The 16,977-nt window shown below is 50.2% G+C and carries 19 protein-coding genes and 2 pseudogenes; 14 read left to right on the forward strand and 7 right to left on the reverse strand.

The genetic code is table 11. The features are described from left to right. The first annotated feature begins 18 nt into the window (after positions 1-18). Positions 19-504, forward strand: a complete 486-nt coding sequence (locus JVX88_RS20345) for a cyanophycinase (protein WP_211619962.1) — start codon at positions 19-21, stop codon at positions 502-504. On the opposite strand, the gene JVX88_RS20350 is transcribed toward JVX88_RS20345, so the two are convergent. Both JVX88_RS20350 and JVX88_RS20355 read right to left on the reverse strand, forming a co-directional pair. Further along, positions 501-1,586 (reverse strand): calcium/sodium antiporter, encoded by a 1,086-nt coding sequence (locus JVX88_RS20350; protein ID WP_317134395.1) that lies wholly within the window; start codon positions 1,584-1,586, stop codon positions 501-503. The genes JVX88_RS20345 and JVX88_RS20350 overlap by 4 nt on opposite strands. Before the next feature lie 552 nt (positions 1,587-2,138). Next, entirely contained in the window at positions 2,139-2,279 is a 141-nt protein-coding gene (locus JVX88_RS20355) for a hypothetical protein (protein WP_211619964.1), read from the reverse strand. Positions 2,280-2,307: 28 nt separating this feature from the next. Between JVX88_RS20355 and JVX88_RS20360 the strand changes: the two genes are divergently transcribed. The 4 genes from JVX88_RS20360 to JVX88_RS20375 all read left to right on the forward strand — a co-directional run bounded on the left by JVX88_RS20360 (position 2,308) and on the right by JVX88_RS20375 (position 4,639). Continuing rightward, positions 2,308-2,916, forward strand: coding sequence for an RNA-guided endonuclease InsQ/TnpB family protein (locus JVX88_RS20360; RefSeq protein WP_263975186.1), 609 nt, complete (start codon positions 2,308-2,310; stop codon positions 2,914-2,916). Beyond that, positions 2,913-3,203 (forward strand): hypothetical protein, encoded by a 291-nt coding sequence (locus JVX88_RS20365; protein ID WP_211619965.1) that lies wholly within the window; start codon positions 2,913-2,915, stop codon positions 3,201-3,203. The genes JVX88_RS20360 and JVX88_RS20365 overlap by 4 nt, the downstream gene beginning before the upstream one ends. A gap of 105 nt (positions 3,204-3,308) precedes the next feature. Next, a complete protein-coding gene (gene aac(6') / locus JVX88_RS20370; protein WP_211619966.1) occupies positions 3,309-3,767 on the forward strand; it encodes an aminoglycoside 6'-N-acetyltransferase in 459 nt (152 codons plus the stop codon). A 59-nt stretch (positions 3,768-3,826) separates the two neighbouring features. After that, entirely contained in the window at positions 3,827-4,639 is an 813-nt protein-coding gene (locus JVX88_RS20375) for a hypothetical protein (RefSeq protein ID WP_211619967.1), read from the forward strand. 3 nt (positions 4,640-4,642) lie between these two features. Here the strand turns inward: JVX88_RS20375 and JVX88_RS20380 are convergent, their stop codons facing one another. Further along, positions 4,643-5,290 carry a tetratricopeptide repeat protein gene (locus JVX88_RS20380; RefSeq protein ID WP_211619968.1) on the reverse strand — a complete coding sequence of 216 codons (648 nt, stop codon included), beginning with the start codon at positions 5,288-5,290 and terminating at the stop codon, positions 4,643-4,645. 7 nt (positions 5,291-5,297) lie between these two features. Between JVX88_RS20380 and JVX88_RS20385 the strand changes: the two genes are divergently transcribed. The 5 genes from JVX88_RS20385 to JVX88_RS20405 all read left to right on the forward strand — a co-directional run bounded on the left by JVX88_RS20385 (position 5,298) and on the right by JVX88_RS20405 (position 8,750). Next, entirely contained in the window at positions 5,298-5,456 is a 159-nt protein-coding gene (locus JVX88_RS20385; protein WP_211619969.1) for a hypothetical protein, read from the forward strand. A 624-nt stretch (positions 5,457-6,080) separates the two neighbouring features. Then, a complete protein-coding gene (locus JVX88_RS20390; RefSeq protein ID WP_211619970.1) occupies positions 6,081-7,343 on the forward strand; it encodes a glycosyltransferase in 1,263 nt (420 codons plus the stop codon). A 96-nt stretch (positions 7,344-7,439) separates the two neighbouring features. Continuing rightward, positions 7,440-7,778, forward strand: coding sequence for a glycosyltransferase (locus JVX88_RS40850; RefSeq protein ID WP_211619971.1), 339 nt, complete (start codon positions 7,440-7,442; stop codon positions 7,776-7,778). Then, the gene (locus JVX88_RS20400; RefSeq protein WP_317134396.1) at positions 7,751-8,032 is read left to right on the forward strand and encodes a class I tRNA ligase family protein; all 282 of its coding nucleotides are present in this window, start codon (positions 7,751-7,753) and stop codon (positions 8,030-8,032) included. The genes JVX88_RS40850 and JVX88_RS20400 overlap by 28 nt, the downstream gene beginning before the upstream one ends. A 16-nt stretch (positions 8,033-8,048) precedes the next feature. After that, the gene (locus tag JVX88_RS20405; RefSeq protein WP_211619972.1) at positions 8,049-8,750 is read left to right on the forward strand and encodes a hypothetical protein; all 702 of its coding nucleotides are present in this window, start codon (positions 8,049-8,051) and stop codon (positions 8,748-8,750) included. Positions 8,751-8,790: 40 nt separating this feature from the next. Here the strand turns inward: JVX88_RS20405 and JVX88_RS20410 are convergent, their stop codons facing one another. After that, positions 8,791-9,732, reverse strand: coding sequence for an aldo/keto reductase (locus JVX88_RS20410; RefSeq protein ID WP_211619973.1), 942 nt, complete (start codon positions 9,730-9,732; stop codon positions 8,791-8,793). 73 nt (positions 9,733-9,805) lie between these two features. Between JVX88_RS20410 and JVX88_RS20415 the strand changes: the two genes are divergently transcribed. After that, a complete protein-coding gene (locus tag JVX88_RS20415; protein ID WP_263975187.1) occupies positions 9,806-10,207 on the forward strand; it encodes a Gfo/Idh/MocA family protein in 402 nt (133 codons plus the stop codon). A gap of 752 nt (positions 10,208-10,959) precedes the next feature. Here JVX88_RS20415 and secF read toward each other — a convergent pair. After that, complete coding sequence (gene secF / locus JVX88_RS20420; RefSeq protein WP_211619974.1) at positions 10,960-12,063, reverse strand: protein translocase subunit SecF; 1,104 nt, start codon at positions 12,061-12,063, stop codon at positions 10,960-10,962. 48 nt (positions 12,064-12,111) lie between these two features. Continuing rightward, the gene (locus JVX88_RS20425) at positions 12,112-12,498 is read right to left on the reverse strand and encodes an MMPL family transporter (protein WP_263975612.1); all 387 of its coding nucleotides are present in this window, start codon (positions 12,496-12,498) and stop codon (positions 12,112-12,114) included. 70 nt (positions 12,499-12,568) lie between these two features. Between JVX88_RS20425 and JVX88_RS20430 the strand changes: the two genes are divergently transcribed. From JVX88_RS20430 to JVX88_RS38730, 3 genes and pseudogenes are all read left to right on the forward strand, one after another. Continuing rightward, positions 12,569-13,267: a hypothetical protein gene (locus JVX88_RS20430; RefSeq protein WP_211619976.1), complete on the forward strand. Its 699-nt coding sequence runs from the start codon at positions 12,569-12,571 to the stop codon at positions 13,265-13,267. 302 nt (positions 13,268-13,569) lie between these two features. Next, positions 13,570-14,196, forward strand: coding sequence for an ATP-dependent Clp endopeptidase proteolytic subunit ClpP (clpP, locus tag JVX88_RS20435; RefSeq protein ID WP_317134663.1), 627 nt, complete (start codon positions 13,570-13,572; stop codon positions 14,194-14,196). Between the two features lie 9 nt (positions 14,197-14,205). Further along, positions 14,206-14,904 (forward strand): annotated as a pseudogene (locus JVX88_RS38730) (ClpX C4-type zinc finger protein); the annotation flags it as partial. A 36-nt stretch (positions 14,905-14,940) separates the two neighbouring features. Here JVX88_RS38730 and JVX88_RS42075 read toward each other — a convergent pair. Further along, positions 14,941-16,929, reverse strand: a pseudogene (locus JVX88_RS42075) (diguanylate cyclase domain-containing protein); the annotation flags it as partial. Between the last annotated feature and the right edge of the window lie 48 nt (positions 16,930-16,977).

A 16,977-nucleotide genomic window follows, 5' to 3' on the forward strand; every position in this document is an offset into this window, starting at 1 on the left:
TCCCTAGGAGCAACAATTATGGGTACTGATACGGCGCGGGGGCCTTTGGTCATCATCGGCGACGCTGAAGATAGGGACGGTGAGTGCATCGTTCTGCGGGAGTTTCTGCGCTTAGCAGGCGGATTGCAGGCTCGGATTGCGGTGATGACGGCAGCTACCAGCATGCCCAAAGAAGTCGGCGATGACTATATTCGCATTTTTAAGCGGTTGGGGGCTGATTCCGTCGAGACCGTGCATACTGAAGACCGGGAAGACTCTAGACGCGAAGACTCACTCCGCATTATCGAACAGGCGACCGGCATCTTCTTTACTGGAGGCGATCAGTCCCGCATTGTGGATTTTATTCGCGGCACACCACTGGATCAGGCGATTCATAGACGGCACGAGGAAGGCGTCGTGATCGGTGGGACGAGTGCAGGGGCGGCCATGATGCCCGATGAGATGACTGCAGCAGAAGCAGAGGCAGAAGCAACGCAGAAAGAGGCTTCACAATCTGATAGCTAGCCCCGCAATTTCTTCTGGAAGCGAAACGTGCGGCTGGCAACGATGGCTAAGGTCAGTACCGTTAGCGGAAGCACAAACCACAGCATCACCGAGCTATACAACGGCAGGCTGTCATGATTGGTTGAGTCGAGAATGAGATAGATCGTGTAGGCGATGTAGTATCCCACGAACACAAAGCCTTCCCAACGGGCAATCAAATTACCGCTGGCAAACACAGGCAGACAGGCGATGGCAACCGCAATCATCACGGGCATATCAAATCCGAGCGCAGCGGTAGAGACATTAACACCATCCGGGGCAACCATTGCGGAGAGTCCCAGGACGGCCAGAATATTGAAAATATTGCTGCCCACTACATTGCCCACGGCAATATCCCGCTCTCCCTTGAGGCTAGCCACGACCGAGGTTGCCAGTTCGGGCAGAGAAGTCCCAGCCGCCACAATCGTCAAGCCAATCACCAGATCGCTGACTCCCAAGGCACGGGCAATGGTAATCGAACCATCCACCAGCCAACGCGAACCGATCACCAGCAAGACCAAGCCGCCAACGATATAGCCAATATTAATTAGCCACTGCAAAGGCGAGCGTTCTGCCACTCGGCCATACTCTTGCTCGTACTCGTCTCGTACTGCTTGGTTTGACTCTTTGCGGCTTTGGTAAATTAAGAAAACCGTGTAGAGGACGCCCAGAATAAATAAAATTACCCCATCTACGCGGCTGATCCTGCCATCTACACCAAACACTAGGGCCAGCACCGACACACCAATCATGATTGGCACATCTAAACGAATCAACTGCTGGGCCACAATCAGCGGAGCGACTAACGCCGATAATCCTAAAATGAACAGCACGTTGAAAATATTACTGCCCACCACGTTGCCCAAGGCAATATCGGCTTGCCCCGACAGGCTGGTAATCGTGCTCACCGCCATTTCAGGCGAGCTGGTGCCATAAGCCACAATTGTCAGTCCGATCACCAGCGGCGAAATACCAGCAATCGTGGCTAATCTGGACGCGCCTCGGACCAACGCCTCTGCACCCAGAACCAGTAACACCAGTCCCAGAATCAATAAAATGAGCACAGTAAAGCTCATAGCTTGTCTTTTGCTCCAACTGCGAGAGGATAAACAGGATGCCGCCAGCGAAATGCTGAAACCGGCACATGCCAAAAATTGCACTAATCCCCATCATCACGCAGCAAAGCCACGATCGTCAAAAAGTTTGTGTTAATCGTGAACATAGCTTTGAGTCATTACCGAGCAACTGATCCGGTAAGAGCTAGGACACATTTGACCAGGTATAGAGGCGAGATTATCCCGCCCCTAACTGTTATTCAGGTATTCATATTCAGATATTCAGATTCAGGTATTCAGGCTGTCACCCTATCTGATTAACACCGTCATGTATTTGCCGGCTGCAAACGGAGTTGGAACGAGCGGTGTGAATTTGGCTCGGTCGGTGGCGATGCGTTTGACGCAAAACTCGTTGATCGTATGCAGGACATCATCGCGGGTGCCAACAATCCAGATTTGCGTTTTCTCGCCATCCGAAACCGGCAGCAGTTCGTTGAATTAACTAGCGGCAGTCCCCACCCTAAGAGGATGGGGAAGGATAGCGAGTGAGCGAAGCGAACATTATTCTTCAGGTTTCGGCAAGCGTTTAATGTATTCTCTAATTACTTGAGACAATGCTTTATCTTTTGACTTTGCATAGGCTTCGAGTCTTGCAAAATCCTCATTAGACAATCGAACTCTAAGCATCTTTTCTTTGCTCATGCTGCTACATTGTTGCTACAATAGCAATATGCTAACACGACGCATTACATTCAGACTCTATCCCTCTCGTCAGCAGGTCGCCAAACTGCACTACTGGCGTAGATTGCATTGCAGTCTCTATAATGCGGCGCTGTCCAATCGAAAAACCCAATATCAAAAGTTTGGGCATAAGGTTGACTATTTTGAGCAACAGAACAGCTTGCCCGCCTTTAAGGAAGTATGGCCGGAATATAAAGAGTTAGGATCCCACGCATTGCAGGCAACTCTCAAGCGGGTGGATTTTGCCTATCAACGCTTCTTTACGGGGCTTGGTGGCTATCCCAAGTTCAAATCCATTCGGCACTACTCCGGGTGGACATACCCCTGCAAATCAGGTTGGAAAGCTCAAAGTGACGGCAAGAACGGTCATCTAGTGTTGTCCAACTTGGGCAAGGTTCAGATGCGGGGTGAGGCGAGAACTTGGGGTTCCCCAACCACCTGCACCATCGTTTATCGTAATGGCAAATGGTACGCATCGATTACGGTACAGTGCCAGCCTGAGCGGAAACTAGGAACGGGCGTGATTGGGATGGATTTGGGGGAGCAGGAACCGAACAGCAGCTTTTCCCGCTTAAGAGCGGCGACGGATTGCTTTTGACCACAGCGAAGTGGGCCTCCCCGACTGGTGTGCCGTTCCTTGGACAGGACAGAGAGACTACTGGTGTTAAGCCAACGGTTGAGGTGAAGCGTCCGGACACGCCAGAGCCGGTCGAGGTTCAGGAACTGATCGATCAGCAGGAAGATGAGAATAATACCTCTCCATCTGATCGGCCTCGGACGTCGCCATCGCCGGAAGCCACTAAGGCCCCTGTGGAAGATGTTCAGATGAAAAAGGCTATCGAGTTGCTGCAGGATAAAACTGGCGCCGTTCGCTCCGGTAATTAAGATCGTGGTTCATTTGGCGTGATGAGCATTAGCGGGCCGGGGATATTCCTCGGCCTTTTTCCTTATGCTTGTTGCGATGCAATAAGCCTGTTAGAATCGCTCTAAATGGACGAGCAACAAGCAAATATCCGAGCGCTCAGGGAAAGTGATCTTAGTGAGTGGCTGCGTCTCAGGAAATTGCTTTGGGATGAGACCTCTGAGGATGATCATCAGGCCGAAATGGTTGATATCTTTGAGCATCCGGAGACTCAGGGGGTTGGTGTTGCAGACAAAGGAAATGGTTCATTGATAGGGTTTGTCGAAGTGAGTATTCGGCCTTTTGTCGAGGACTGTGAGACAGATCATGTCGGATATCTAGAAGGCTGGTTCGTAGAAGACAGTTTTCGCCGAAAGGGTGTCGGAAAAGAATTAGTTAGATTTGCTGAAGCTTGGGCTCGGGAACGCGGTTGTACTGAAATAGCGTCAGATGCTGAGATCGGGAACGAACTTAGTCTTGCGGCCCACACAAAACTCGGATATTCGGAGACATCACGTCTGGTTCATTTACGCAAGGAGCTTGCCTGAGAGGTAATACGAACGAAATGTGCAGTAAGAGTTCCAATCTTCCTTGTTTGGTCGTCCCTTTGCTTTTCATTTTAGGATCCTTTATCAGCTCAGCGACAGCCCAATCCAGCGAACAACAGTTTCCCACACCTGTTTTTGAGAATGAATTGAGCGGTGAGATCAGGGCAAGGAGCATAGGTGATCCGCGCCAGACCACTTATTTCTATACCTTCAATGCATCTCAAGGCGATCTATTTATCAATATAGTTACTGCGAATCTAAACGCGGACATAGACATATTCATAGAGCAGGGCCTGCGGCCATTGACAAAGATAATGGTGTATGCCGGGAGTGGTGAGACTGAAACGGGGAGGGTGATCTACTTGCGCAAACCCGAAAAATTGCTTTTGCGTATTCAGGGCCGAACTCCTAACGATGATCCAGGACGATTTAGATTCAAGTTTGCCGGCGCTTTTTTGGCTGCGTCTCGCGATGCAGAGCTACCGCCGGACATTCCCCGAGTAACAGATATTGTTGATGTTCCTGTTAAGGTGACCCCTGCAGGTACTATCGTTGAACGTGGAGAAGACGGGATCGAACGTGCGGAAAGACCGAGTATTGGACGTGCAGATAATACGAGGACAGATCAGAGCCCTGAAGGGCGGGCTACCGGTTCTCCGTCGGAGCGTCCTTCGGCTCGCCGCCGCGACCCGAACGATCCTATGGCCGGTTTCAAGCTGGTTGTGGAATTCCGCGACGGTTCGGTGATGGAACGGCCAATGAAAGACGTGAATCGGTTTCAGGTTGACAGGGGAGTGCTTATGGTATTGAACAAGAACGGGACCGTCGCTAGATATTCGATGACAGATGTTGTTCGTGTATCGATCGAATGATTATTACTTTGGTGGATCGATATTTTGTCTTAGTTTTCCAACTAACGGACTTGCCGCGTCAAGTTTTTCAAGTTCTGACACCATTCTAATCGCTGTTTCCCGATCGCCTTTTCTTAAATGAGCGATGCCCAGATAGTACACGGCTCCGGTGCTTTTAGGATCCAGCTCACGGGCTTTGTTGAATTCTTTTATAGCGCGGTCGTAATCAGGAGACGCCCGCTCCACAAAGGTAGCCCCGAGATCTATTCTTGCATTAACGTCGTCCTCCTTGAGGGTCAAAGCTTTTGCATAATACGGTTCGGCCTCCTCAAAACGCTGCGAATCAAATAATGCATTGGCAAGTACAACGTTTGCCTCAAAATTCTCAGGCTGAAGTATCAGACCACGCTTGTAAAACTCGACGGCCTTATCAAAACGCCCTATCTGAGCGTAAAGATCACCTGTTTGCATCTGTGCGGCAAAATTCTGAGGTTCATTCACCGCCTTTTCAAGGATCCCATCAACCGATCCGGCGGTGATCTCAGCGGGAACTGAGCCATTCATGGGCGTGGCTGGCGAATGGGAAGAAAGTGCACTGCGATTAAGGCTGTTGGCACCGAAGAAGCCGGCAACAGCTCCGATCAATAAACCGAGCGTTTCCAGCGCCAGCATCGACAGTGTGACTCGTGCCTACGCCTATTCGATTGAAAAAGCCTGCACTCAGCTTGGCTATCAACCCAAAATTAGCTTCGATGAGGGAATGCGATACACAGCAGAATGGTTGCAACAGGAAAATGTTTTGTCGCCCGAGTGGCTAGCGCGAGCAAAGGCTTCCTAGATGCAGTTCAGTACTGTCGCTTAGACTACACTTTATCGTTGCTTCAAATTCAGTTCGGGATAAGTATGAAGATTTCGAGGCTATTCCAGTGAAACAACGGAAAGGATTTATGATGATTTCAACCTGCTCTACCGCTAGAAAGATTGAGAAATTCCGTAGATCTGATAGATCTGAAATTGATGGTCTACTGTCTAAACTCCTAGTGGCTCTTAGGTGACAGCATGAAGGTACGCAAGCTGTGATATCTAGTGATTAATAATGACATTGATAGTGACTGAGTTTTTGATGATTGAACTTTTACAATGCTGATGGATGCCCAAACCCTATACTCACACGAATTATTTGCATAGAGGTACTACAATATACCTAAAATACTTTTCAGATGCTAATTCATACTATTGCAATATCACTCATTCCGGAAAATAATTTTGTATGGCCTTCTCCTTTAGGTCAGTCTATCGATCGCATTGCAGTTACGTTTCTGTCTAATCACTTCTAGGTTCTACTCTCTGACGTTTTTCGCATTCTAGCTGCTTCCGTAGTTTGACGCTGAGTTTGGCTGTTTTCGGTTTGCTACTCGTATTTGGTTCATTCCAATTGGTCCGTCTTCCAGAGAGCCTATTCATGATTGCGGTCTCCATTGTCCTATTCTGGTGTTTGACAGCGCTGGTGATCATTCAGATTCCCTACGTGGTCGCTTTCCTTCAGCAATTGCGGCAAACCCGCGCGGCTTCAGCCTTGCCTAGTCCAGATTTACCGAAAGCAACCATAATCCTGTGTTTGCGGGGAGCCGATCCATTTCTGCCTGATTGCCTGAAGCGGTTATTAAGCCAGGATTACCCCAACTATCAGTTGCATATTGTAGTCGATAATCCGGATGATCCGGCATGGAGCGTTGTTAACCAGATTGTAACCAATCAAACCGATTTACCTGTTAAGGTTAGTTCTCTGCACGTCAGACATGCTACCTGTAGTCTCAAGTGTAGTGCTTTGCTGCAAGCCATTTCCGAATTAGAGCCAGATTGTGAAGTGGTTGCTTTAGCAGATGCCGATACGCTGGCCCATCCGACTTGGTTACGTGAGCTAATCATCCCATTGCAGGATCCGCAGGTGGGAGCCACAACCGGCTGTCGCTGGTATTTGCCTGCTGATGTTCAATGGGGCAGTCTAACGCGATACTTGTGGAACACCTCGGTGGTGGTTTGTATGCACAAAGACTCGATTCCTTGGGGTGGGTCGCTGGCCGTGCGGACCGAGGTGTTGCAGCAATCGGGCGTCTTAGCGCAATGGCAGCAGGCACTAGTGGAGGATGCGACTTTAGATCGGGTGCTGAAAAGCCAGGGATTGCAGATTCGTGTGGTGCTGTCGGTGTTGATGGCCAATCGGGAAAGTTGCAAGTTATCTAGCTTTTTGCGGTGGCTGCAGCGGCAGATGGTGTTTGTGCGGCTCTATCATCGTTCCTGGACTGAAAGTTTTATTTACAACAGCATTGTTTTTGGGTTGCTAGTGCTGGTCTATGGCACCTTACTGGTGGCTGTTTCAACGCAGCAATGGCAAGCCGTCCTGTGGTTGGGCGCTGCTCTAGCGATTAACTTCACCGTTAGTCTAGTCCAGTTGTGGCAGATTCACCGCGAACTCAGCAACGAATTACAGCGCCGAGGAGAGCCTGTGACTGCCTTTTCTGCAGTTGCAATTATCAAGCTCCTGGTAATGCTACCCCTATCCCAAATTCTCTGTAACCTGGTGTTGATGTCAGCTTTGTTGGTACGTCGGATCGAATGGCGCGGCATTACCTATGAAATTAACGCGGCACAGCAAATTCAGTTAGTACAGTACAATCCGTACCGTCTGTTGGAACATCCTGTCAATTCCACCGTTTCCCTCTAAACCGTTCTGAAACAGCTTGTCTATTGTTTTGTTGCACTCGCTCTTAACTCGAATGAACAGACATTCCTTCTAAATTCCGCCGTATTTTTGATTATTATGCACATCACGATTCTAACGATTGGTTCTAGAGGAGATGTTCAACCCTATGTAGCGCTAGGGATGGGACTAAAAGCGGCTGGGCATGAGGTTTGTGTGGCCACCGAGGCTGACTATGAACCCTTTGTTACTGACTGTGGTTTACAATTTGCTCGGCTACCCGGCAACACGCGCGAGCGTCATGAAACCGAAGCCTGGAAGCACTACCTGACTAAGGAAGCGAATAACATCGTCAGCGCCATCTGGATTCGCCCATTTATGCCGAAGGAATCGAAACCTTGTTGCGGCTGTTGGCCCCCTTTGCGCCTCACTTGGCTGAAGAACTGTGGCATAGCCTAGGACATAGCGATTCCGTGCATCAGCAAGCTTGGCCGCAGGCTGATCCGTCTGCCTTGGTGGTGGATGAAATTGCGCTGGTGATTCAAATTATGGGGAAAACCCGCGGCACGATTCAGGTGCCCGCTCAGGCCGACAAGCAGATGCTGGAGCAGTATGCCCGCGAATCGGAATTAGCGCAGAAATACATTGCTGGTAAAGATATTAAAAAGGTGATTGTCGTGCCTGGTAAGTTGGTGAATTTTGTGGTGGAATGATGCCGGGAGGGTTGTCATGAAGCCACGTCAGGCCATCTATTTGCTGCTAGGGATCGGGTTGAGTATCAGCGGCTGCACTTCGTTGGGTTCGGCGAAGCAGTCCGCGACTTCAGACACTTCGCTGGCTGCCCCTGTGGAATCGCCAGTAGAATTGCTTGCGGAAAGTGCTGGTCCTAATTCTGTAACCGAAAAACTTCGCCCTGATACGCGCATCATGCCGATGACGATTGAAGGGGAAGTCGTTGAAATGGAACTGCGCCTGTTCGATCAGTCCGCGCTGCCGTTCACGACCTATGTACCGAAAAAGGATTTTCAGGACAAGGTCGATAGTTCCGATCAGGGTACGGTAGCTCAGTTTATTTTCAGTCCCGGCGGCAAAAAAGACGAGACTGCCTATGTGCAAATCTTCATGCCGTCTCGTCGCACCACTGTGGAAGAAATGCGCGAACTGCTGCTGAGCGAGAATGGCTTGTTGGCAACTAATAACTGGGAATTGGTCGATCGCACCGATATTGTCAGCTATGCTTGGGCCCGAGAAAAGCTAATCTATCAGCAGCGGGCTGACAAAACAGATTATTTTGGCTCAATTTACATCGGCGATTACCGAGGGCGTTCCTTCTATGCCTTGACCCACTATCCAGTCGAGTATGGAGATGGGTTTGAGCCGCGCTCGACGATTATGCTAGAGAACCTGCAATTTCGCGACGAACGCTCTTGATAATGCTCGCCTGAAGTGGTTGACATCTAGTAGACCATTCTCAATCCTTCTGAGTTGCAGCCGCTAGCTCAGCCACTTCCGATTCAGTCAACGACCAGCCGAGCGCTCCGGCGTTTTGCTCAACTTGGTTTGGGTTTTTTGCTCCCGGAATTGGGATCACGTTGCCTTGGGCAATCAACCAGTTCAAGGCCACCTGAGCGGGGGTGCGGCCATGCCGTTCCCCAATCGACTTCAGCAAGTTAATCACCGGCGCTAATTTTTCTAAACCATTGCGGCTGAAGCGCGGATCGAGCTTACGGGCACCGGTTGGCGGAGTGTAGGTTTCAGGCGTGTATTTGCCGGTCAGCAATCCTTGGGCCAGTGGGCTGTAGGCCAAAATCGTCACACCTAGCTCACGGGCGGTAGACAGAACCCCGTTTCGCTCAATTTGACGTGCTAGCAGGGAATACTGCACCTGATTTACCGCCAGAGGCACACCCCGATCGGCCAGCAACCGATGCGCCTGCCGCATTTGTTCGGCTGAATAGTTGCTCACCCCAACTGCTTGAATCCGACCCTGCTTCACTTCATCGGCTAGAGCGTTCATCAATGTGGTCTGTCCCATCAAGAAATCAAACGGCCAATGCACCTGGTAAAGCGTAACCGTAGGTAACTGTAATCGTTTCAGGCTAGCGGTGAGGGCATCGGCTACCGCATCGCCATTAAATCGCCAGGGCAGGGGAAAATACTTGGTGGCAATCGTAACTGGGCGATCGGTTTGCTGCATAAACTCGCCCAAGAGCCGCTCTGATTCGCCAAATCCATAAATTTCAGCCGTGTCAAAAAAAAGAATGCCCGAATTGAGAGCGGTTTTGAAGGCTGCTTGCAAATCGGTAGCATCGTATTCCTTACCGTAATTCCAGAACAGCTTGTCGCCCCATGCCCAGGTACCAATACCGAGGGGCGATACTGCAGGACCATTCAAACCAAGGGTTACTTCCATGCGCTTCTAATGACTTAATACAGCTTAATATTTAACATGTCTTAATATTTACCTTAGCGAATTCGAGAAAGTCATGCATCCGATTCGAGTGGGATTAGTGGGCACCGGCTATGCCGCCAAGGTGAGAGCCGAAAGTCTACAGGCCGATGCGCGCGCTCAGCTTGTAGCTGTGGCCGGTCATACAATCGACAAGGCTCGTTCGTTTAGCGAAGCCTATGCAGCCCAACCGGCAGCCTCCTGGATGGAACTAGTAAACCGAGCTGAGCTGGATCTGCTCGTAATTGCCACCATTAATCGCGATCACGGCCCGATTGCACGGGCAGCCTTACAGGCAGGCAAGCATGTGGTCGTCGAATATCCCCTCCTCGTCCTGGTCTTCCGCTGTTGCTGCCTGTTCCTTCGGTATTCACCGGCCCTCGATAATCTGGAGGCGGTGCATTCGCAGCATCAATATTTCGCGAACCGATGGCAGTAAACCTATCAGGATTACGCGGCGGGATCTTCGACGCCTCGTTACTTACCCTGTCAGGAACCCGTGGAGGAGGTTCGTCCATTGTGGCAATTGCCTTTTGACGAACATCCACATTCGGATCTTTCTGAGATTTTTCCTCTGGCGGTTTCTCCGGTTCAGGTTCCGGAGCCTCTTCTATCACCGGCGGAGCGACGAGCGTGTCCAAGCTCAAATCGCCATCGGCCATGTCGAAGTTCTTTCCATAGAGGCTGTATAGATAAGCTCCGACCATAATGGAGACCATTATCGCTAAAGTGGTCAGAAGATATCCGCCCCTCTTGGAGTCGATATCGGCATTACTTTTTGACTCGACCAGTTGATCTAACATTTCTAAATTCCTCCCTATTCCGGTGCCAAACTTGGGGCCAAGGGCTACGAAACCTTACTGATCTATTTGATGAACTCTGCAATTTCCCCGTTGTAACCGAACGGCCGTAACGGTTACGGTGAAGGATCACAGTTTTTCAGTCAACGAATTTTGAACCGTCGTTCATCAAGTGCGGGTTTGAACGGAATCCTGCCGGCAATCCAAACAAAAATCTCGTTCCCCTTTTTGAATTATGAACAAAAACGGAACTGCAAATTCTCTCTATTTAATTGACCAGCAACGTTAGAAAGTCTATTTATTCGTTCCCTAAAAGTCAAGAATAACTTTAAGACTTTGAGAGAATTTGCAAATTTTTACACTACCTCTTGTCCATTATCCTCGGAGGCAGTCAACGAGTAACCGGCCTTCGTGTGACTGAACGTCTGGACGCAGACGCAAGCTTGGTCGAGGTAACTTCTTTTGCTCCTATGTCTTTCATTTCTGCACGCCCGAGCTTACTTTGCCACCAGATAGCAATAGGGCTGGCAATTGCGATCGTCGAATATGTTCCGACGATTATTCCAACGAAAAGTGCAAGTGAAAAACTTCTTAATACCTCACCGCCGAAAAGCACAAGTGCCAAGACCGAAAGGAACGTGAGCCCATTGGTCACGACCGTACGGGACATTGTCTGATTGATCGAACGATTCGTAACGGTATAGAGGTCTTCATCGCGGTTGAGGACAGAATTTTCCCGTATTCGATCAAAAATAACGATGGTGTCGTTGACCGAAAACCCAACAAGCGTCAACATCGCCGCCAATACAGTAAGCCCGATCTCCCACTGAAAGATCGAAAAGAAGGCAAGCGTTACCAGGACATCGTGAAAGACGGCAACAACGGCACCGGCCGCATAGGTCCAGTCATAGCGATAAGCGATGAAAAGCAACATTCCGACAAGCCCAAGTAACGTAGCGATAACTGCCGCATCACGAAGTTGCTCGCCCGCGACCGGGCCGACCGAGTCAGTACCGACGATCTTATATGCTGCTTCAGCGTCCTGTTCGAGGGAAAGTGTCGGTTCAGCTTCCTTACCGAACGTATCTAGGGCAGACTTGACAGCTTGCCTCCCCTTATCAACCTGTGTCGCAGCGACTGCCGTCGGCTCCTCTTGACCTTCGACCGCTTGCGCCGGTCGCTCTTCGCCTTCAATGATAGGAATCTTTATCAGAACTTCGTCCGTCTTATCCGTTGAATCCTGAATGACTGATTCCGTGATCCCGCTGGAATTTAACGCAGACCGTATCGCATCTGCCGTTGGCTTCTCACGAAACTTTACGGTAAGCACCGAACCGCCCTTGAAATCAACGCCGAGATTGAACGGCTCCTGTCCGCTCATCTGTCGCCAACCAGCCGATACAAGCCCGGCAACGAGCATCGCCACTGAAACGAATATGAGGGGCCGTCGCCAGCCCATCCAATCAACCTTAAGGTCAGTAAAAAACTCAAACATTTATATTCACTACATCACCGGACGCCGCGCATTCGATGAACTCATTTCCTATATGCTGATCTTCTTCAATCCGGGGTTCCGCTCTAATATCCAAAGAAATATGGTTCGAGAAACAAATACCGCCGTGAAGAGATTAATAAGCAAAGCCAAAGTGAGCGTAATTGCAAACCCACGTATAGGCCCGGACCCAAACAAATAAAGAATAAGAGCCGAAATTATCGTCGTTACGTTGGTATCGACGATAGTAATGAACGCTCGGTCAAATCCTGTCAATACCGCCTTAGCAACATCCTGGCCGGCACGTAGCTCCTCGCGCATACGCTCAAAGATGAGAACATTCGCATCGACCGCCATTCCCACGCCAAGGATGAAACCAGCAATTCCTGGCAAGGTTAGCGTTGAATTCATCAGGATCAAGCCGGCAAGAGTTAATATTGGGGGGGGGGGGGGGGGGGGGGGGGGGGGGGGGGGGGGGGGGGGGGGGGGGGGGGGGGGGGGGGACGAGGTGGATTACTCAATTACCCAAACTGCGATCCAACTGAGTCAGCAGGGGATGGACATCAAGAAGACGTTCACCCAAGAAATTATTGCAATGCTGCGGGAGCAAGCCCGCCCAGAAGCGTTGGATCGCTTGAAGCGGACGCTGGTGTTAGGCGAAATTGCTAAAAAAGAATCGCTAGCTGTTGAGCCGGATGCGGTGCAGGCCAAGGTTGAGGAGCAGTTAGCCGAGTACCGTGAGCGGGGTATGGACGACGATATTGACCTTGAACGGCTGCGCGAAGCAGTTGAGGACGATCTGCTGCGGGAGAAGATATTTGCTTGGTTAGAGGAAAACAATACGATTGAGCTAGTTCCGGAAGGTTCACTGCAGCCAGCAGAACCGGAGGCAGAGGGCGCTGACGCGGCGGCGGTTGAAACCCCTACTGAGTCGTCTGCTCCTGAAACTAGTGAAGCTGCGGCCTCTGAGACAACTGTCGATGTGGAAGCTATTGATGTGGAAGCTGTGCCTGCTGAGTCAGCCCCTGAACCTACGACTCCATCTGAAGCTGTTGCAGCTCCTGCCGAAACTGCTGAAGCGCCAGAAACCGTTGAGCCATCCGAAGCTCCGGCTGAAAAGCCTGCTAAAGCTAAAACAGCAGCTAAAAAATCTAGCAAATCCACGGAATCGGCTAAGAAGTCTAGGACAAGTAAGCAGTCGTCTTGATCGGCTTTTCTGCGGTAAATGACGGCAGAGCAAGGGTATTACAGTCAAGGGAAGCAGATAAATTCCGCAGATTTTGTTGCATTCCCACCCGTACTAGTTTAGTTAGGGCATAATGACGGATAGGTGCCTTTGAAATGATTGCCGTAGATTGTTCGCCATCTTTGCTCTGGCTTTCAGCATCCACCTCAACTGCATCGGCAAATCTGAAGCTTTAATTTATGACAACTCCTCCATCCACTAATTCCCATTTCCCCGCAATCGGCTCGCCTACCTCGACTAGCCCCGCTGCTATCGGCGATGCAGTGGTTCCGATGGTGGTAGAGCAGTCTGGTCGGGGAGAGCGGGCCTTTGATATCTACTCTCGGCTGTTGCGGGAGCGGATTGTCTTTCTAGGAACTCCCATCGACGATGCCATCGCAGATTTAATCGTGGCTCAGCTGCTGTTTTTGGATGCAGAAGATCCGGAACGCGACATTCAACTCTACATTCAATCCCCAGGGTTGGCTTCTCGCACTTTTCAGACTGCCGGAATGGCAATTTACGACACAATGCAGCAGGTACGTCCTGATGTTGTAACAATTTGTTATGGTGCGGCGGCCGGGATGGCAGCTTTTATTTTGGCAGCAGGAGCGAAAGGAAAGCGTCTATCCCTACCTAGCTCAAGGATTATCCTGGATCAGCCCTTGGGTGGTGCTCAAGGTCAAGCCGTTGACATCGAGATTCAGGCGCGAGAAATTCTATACCATAAGCGCACGATTAATGAATTGTTGGCTTATCATACAGGACAGCCGATCGAAAAGATTGAAGCAGATACAGAACGCGACTTCGTCATGTCGGCAGAAGAGGCGAAAGCCTATGGGTTGATTGATCAGGTGGTTTCTCGCCAATATTTGCCCATGCCCGGTGAAACGATTACCGCAGTCAAGTAAGGGGAAACTATGTCTAAATATGACTCCCATCTCAAATGTTCATTCTGTGGTAAATCCCAGGAACAAGTCCGAAAGTTGATTGCTGGACCAGGAGTCTACATTTGTGATGAATGTGTTGACCTGTGCAATGAAATCTTAGATGAGGAGCTATTTGACTCTGGTGCATCAGTTCCCCAGCCTTCTGCTCGGCGAGAGCACGCCTCCGAGAAGCGGCCTGTACGTTCGTCTGGGTTTTCGATTAACCAGATTCCTAAACCGCGTGAGATTAAAAAGCATCTCGACGAGCATGTAATTGGGCAGGATGAGGCGAAGAAAATTCTCTCGGTAGCGGTCTACAACCACTACAAGCGTCTGAGCTACGCCCAAGCTAAAGGCACTGGTAAGCTAGAGGATACGGTCGAGCTACAAAAATCCAACATTCTGCTGATTGGACCAACCGGCTGCGGCAAAACTCTGCTGGCCCAAACGTTGGCTGAGATGCTGGATGTTCCCTTTGCAGTCGCTGATGCTACTACCCTCACCGAGGCGGGCTATGTCGGTGAAGATGTAGAAAATATCCTGCTGCGGTTGCTGCAAGTTGCTGATTTGGATGTAGAGGCAGCCCAGCGCGGCATTATCTACATTGACGAAATCGACAAAATTGCCCGCAAGAGTGAGAATCCTTCGATTACGCGAGATGTTTCCGGCGAGGGAGTACAGCAAGCTCTGCAGTTCGCTCCGCCCGAATTGTGAGCTCGAAAGATTAACGCTCAACTTAAACTCCCGGCTATTACTGCTTACAGCAATGATCGGTGCGATCTCTTCGGTGGCTTTTCTCAAGATGCAGTCGCCGAGGGCATCGATCCATCCTATTTCCTCGGCAAGCGGGATAAAGCGTTCGGGCGAAATGGAGCCAAGCTGTGGATGCTCCCAGCGGGCAAGCGATTCGATGCCGACAACCTGCATATCCGCAAGGCGATAGATCGGCTGATAAAGTACTTTCAGTTCGCCGCGGTGGATCGCGGAACGGAGGTCGGTCTCCAGCCGCAGGCTTTCCTTTGCCGCGGTATGCATCTTTGGATTGAAGATCTCGTGTCTGGCTTTGCCGGCCCTTTTTGCCTGATACATTGCTGTATCTGCATCCCGCATCACGTCTTCCGGAGTGTGATGTCCTTCATTCGCATTAAGGATACCGATGCTGGCGGAGCTGTAGATCTGATGTCCGTTCAGTTCGAACGGGATCTTGAATTTCGACTGTATCCGTTCAGCTATTCCGACTACTTCGGATTGGTCAAAGAAGCCCTCAACAAGGACCGTGAATTCATCACCACCAAGACGAGCGACTGTATCCGTCGGACGCATACAATCGCGAAGCCGTTCGGAGATCGCTACCAGCATCCGGTCTCCGAATAAATGCCCCAGACTGTCGTTCACATACTTGAATCGGTCAAGGTCGATGAAAAGAACACTTACTTTGTAATTAGGATCGGCAGCCGATCGGCTGATAGCCGCGGCAAGCTTCTCCATAAAGAACGAACGGTTCGGCAGCTCGGTCAATGGGTCGTGTGTGGCATCGTGATGCAGCTTCTCCTGTGCCAGCTTCTTCTCCGTGATGTTCTGAAGTTGGAATATCAAATTCGAATGTTCGGAGTTCGTCTCACCGACAAGCGAAACGCTCCACGAGACCCATACCATCCGTCCGGATTTATGCAGATAACGCTGTTCAAGCTGTTCATTGCGCGTGTGTCCGGTCAACAGAGCATTCACTTTCATCAGCGCCTGCGGAAGATCATCCGGATAGATCACTGACTGGAAATCGCTTTTTAGCATCTCCATCTCGCTATATCCGAGGATGTGGCAAAGCGCATGATTTACCTTTACCCATTGCCCCGTCGGAGAAACCAGACCTATACCTATTGGGGCATAGTTGAACGCGCTTCTGAAACGCTCTTCTGATTCCCTAAGTGCGGCTGACCTTTCCTCTATCTGACGTGCGTAATCTTCGGCCTTCTCTGCTTGAAGCACCGACATTTCAACGTTGGTCAGATACATCCGATAGGTCATATAGATAAGAATAAGGATCGGAAAGGCGAGAAGAGCAACACCAAAACCGATATAATCCACCAGCTGCACCAGCATCCCGGCCCCTATCGCCCCAATTATGTAAGTCAGAAACGACCAGAGATATTTTTTCTTCCAATTCTCCCTGAAACTGACTCCTTCGTTAAGTACGTCGTAATATCCGGCTAAGGCAGTATTGACCGAAAACTGGGTGAGGGCCATTAGACAAAGCACAAGCAGAAAATCCTGAAAATACGGTGGATAACCGTGAAGCTGCGGCTCTGAATAAAGCCCTAACGCAAATAAGACCAAATAAACGGCCGATGTCGAAATAACCAGCGCTGCCGTATTAAACAGGATAGTTCTGTATTTGTTGCAGAAACGCCAGGCCGAAGCAAATGTATCGGCGGCCGCAAGTATTATGGCCGCTTCACCACCGAACATAAGCAGCGTGAGATAAATAAAAATATCTGAAATAGCGATGTGAGCCTTGAAAGAAGGGATCCTAAGAAGAACGCGGGATGCGATCCCGACCGTGAAGATCGCCAATACGCCCGCTCTCCAGTCAAGCTGATGAATTGGTAATGTCGCAACCGCGTAGATCAGCAATAACGCTCCGGTAACCATTACAGCAGTAACGTATCTTTGGAGGCTCTGCTCGCTTCGTTCAGCTTGTACGTTTTTTGTTGCCATCTTGTGTGCGGGAAGATGGGAAAAGGCGGGTTAAGTTTAATGAAAAAG

The sequence above is a fragment of the Leptolyngbya sp. 7M genome, from assembly GCF_018128485.1.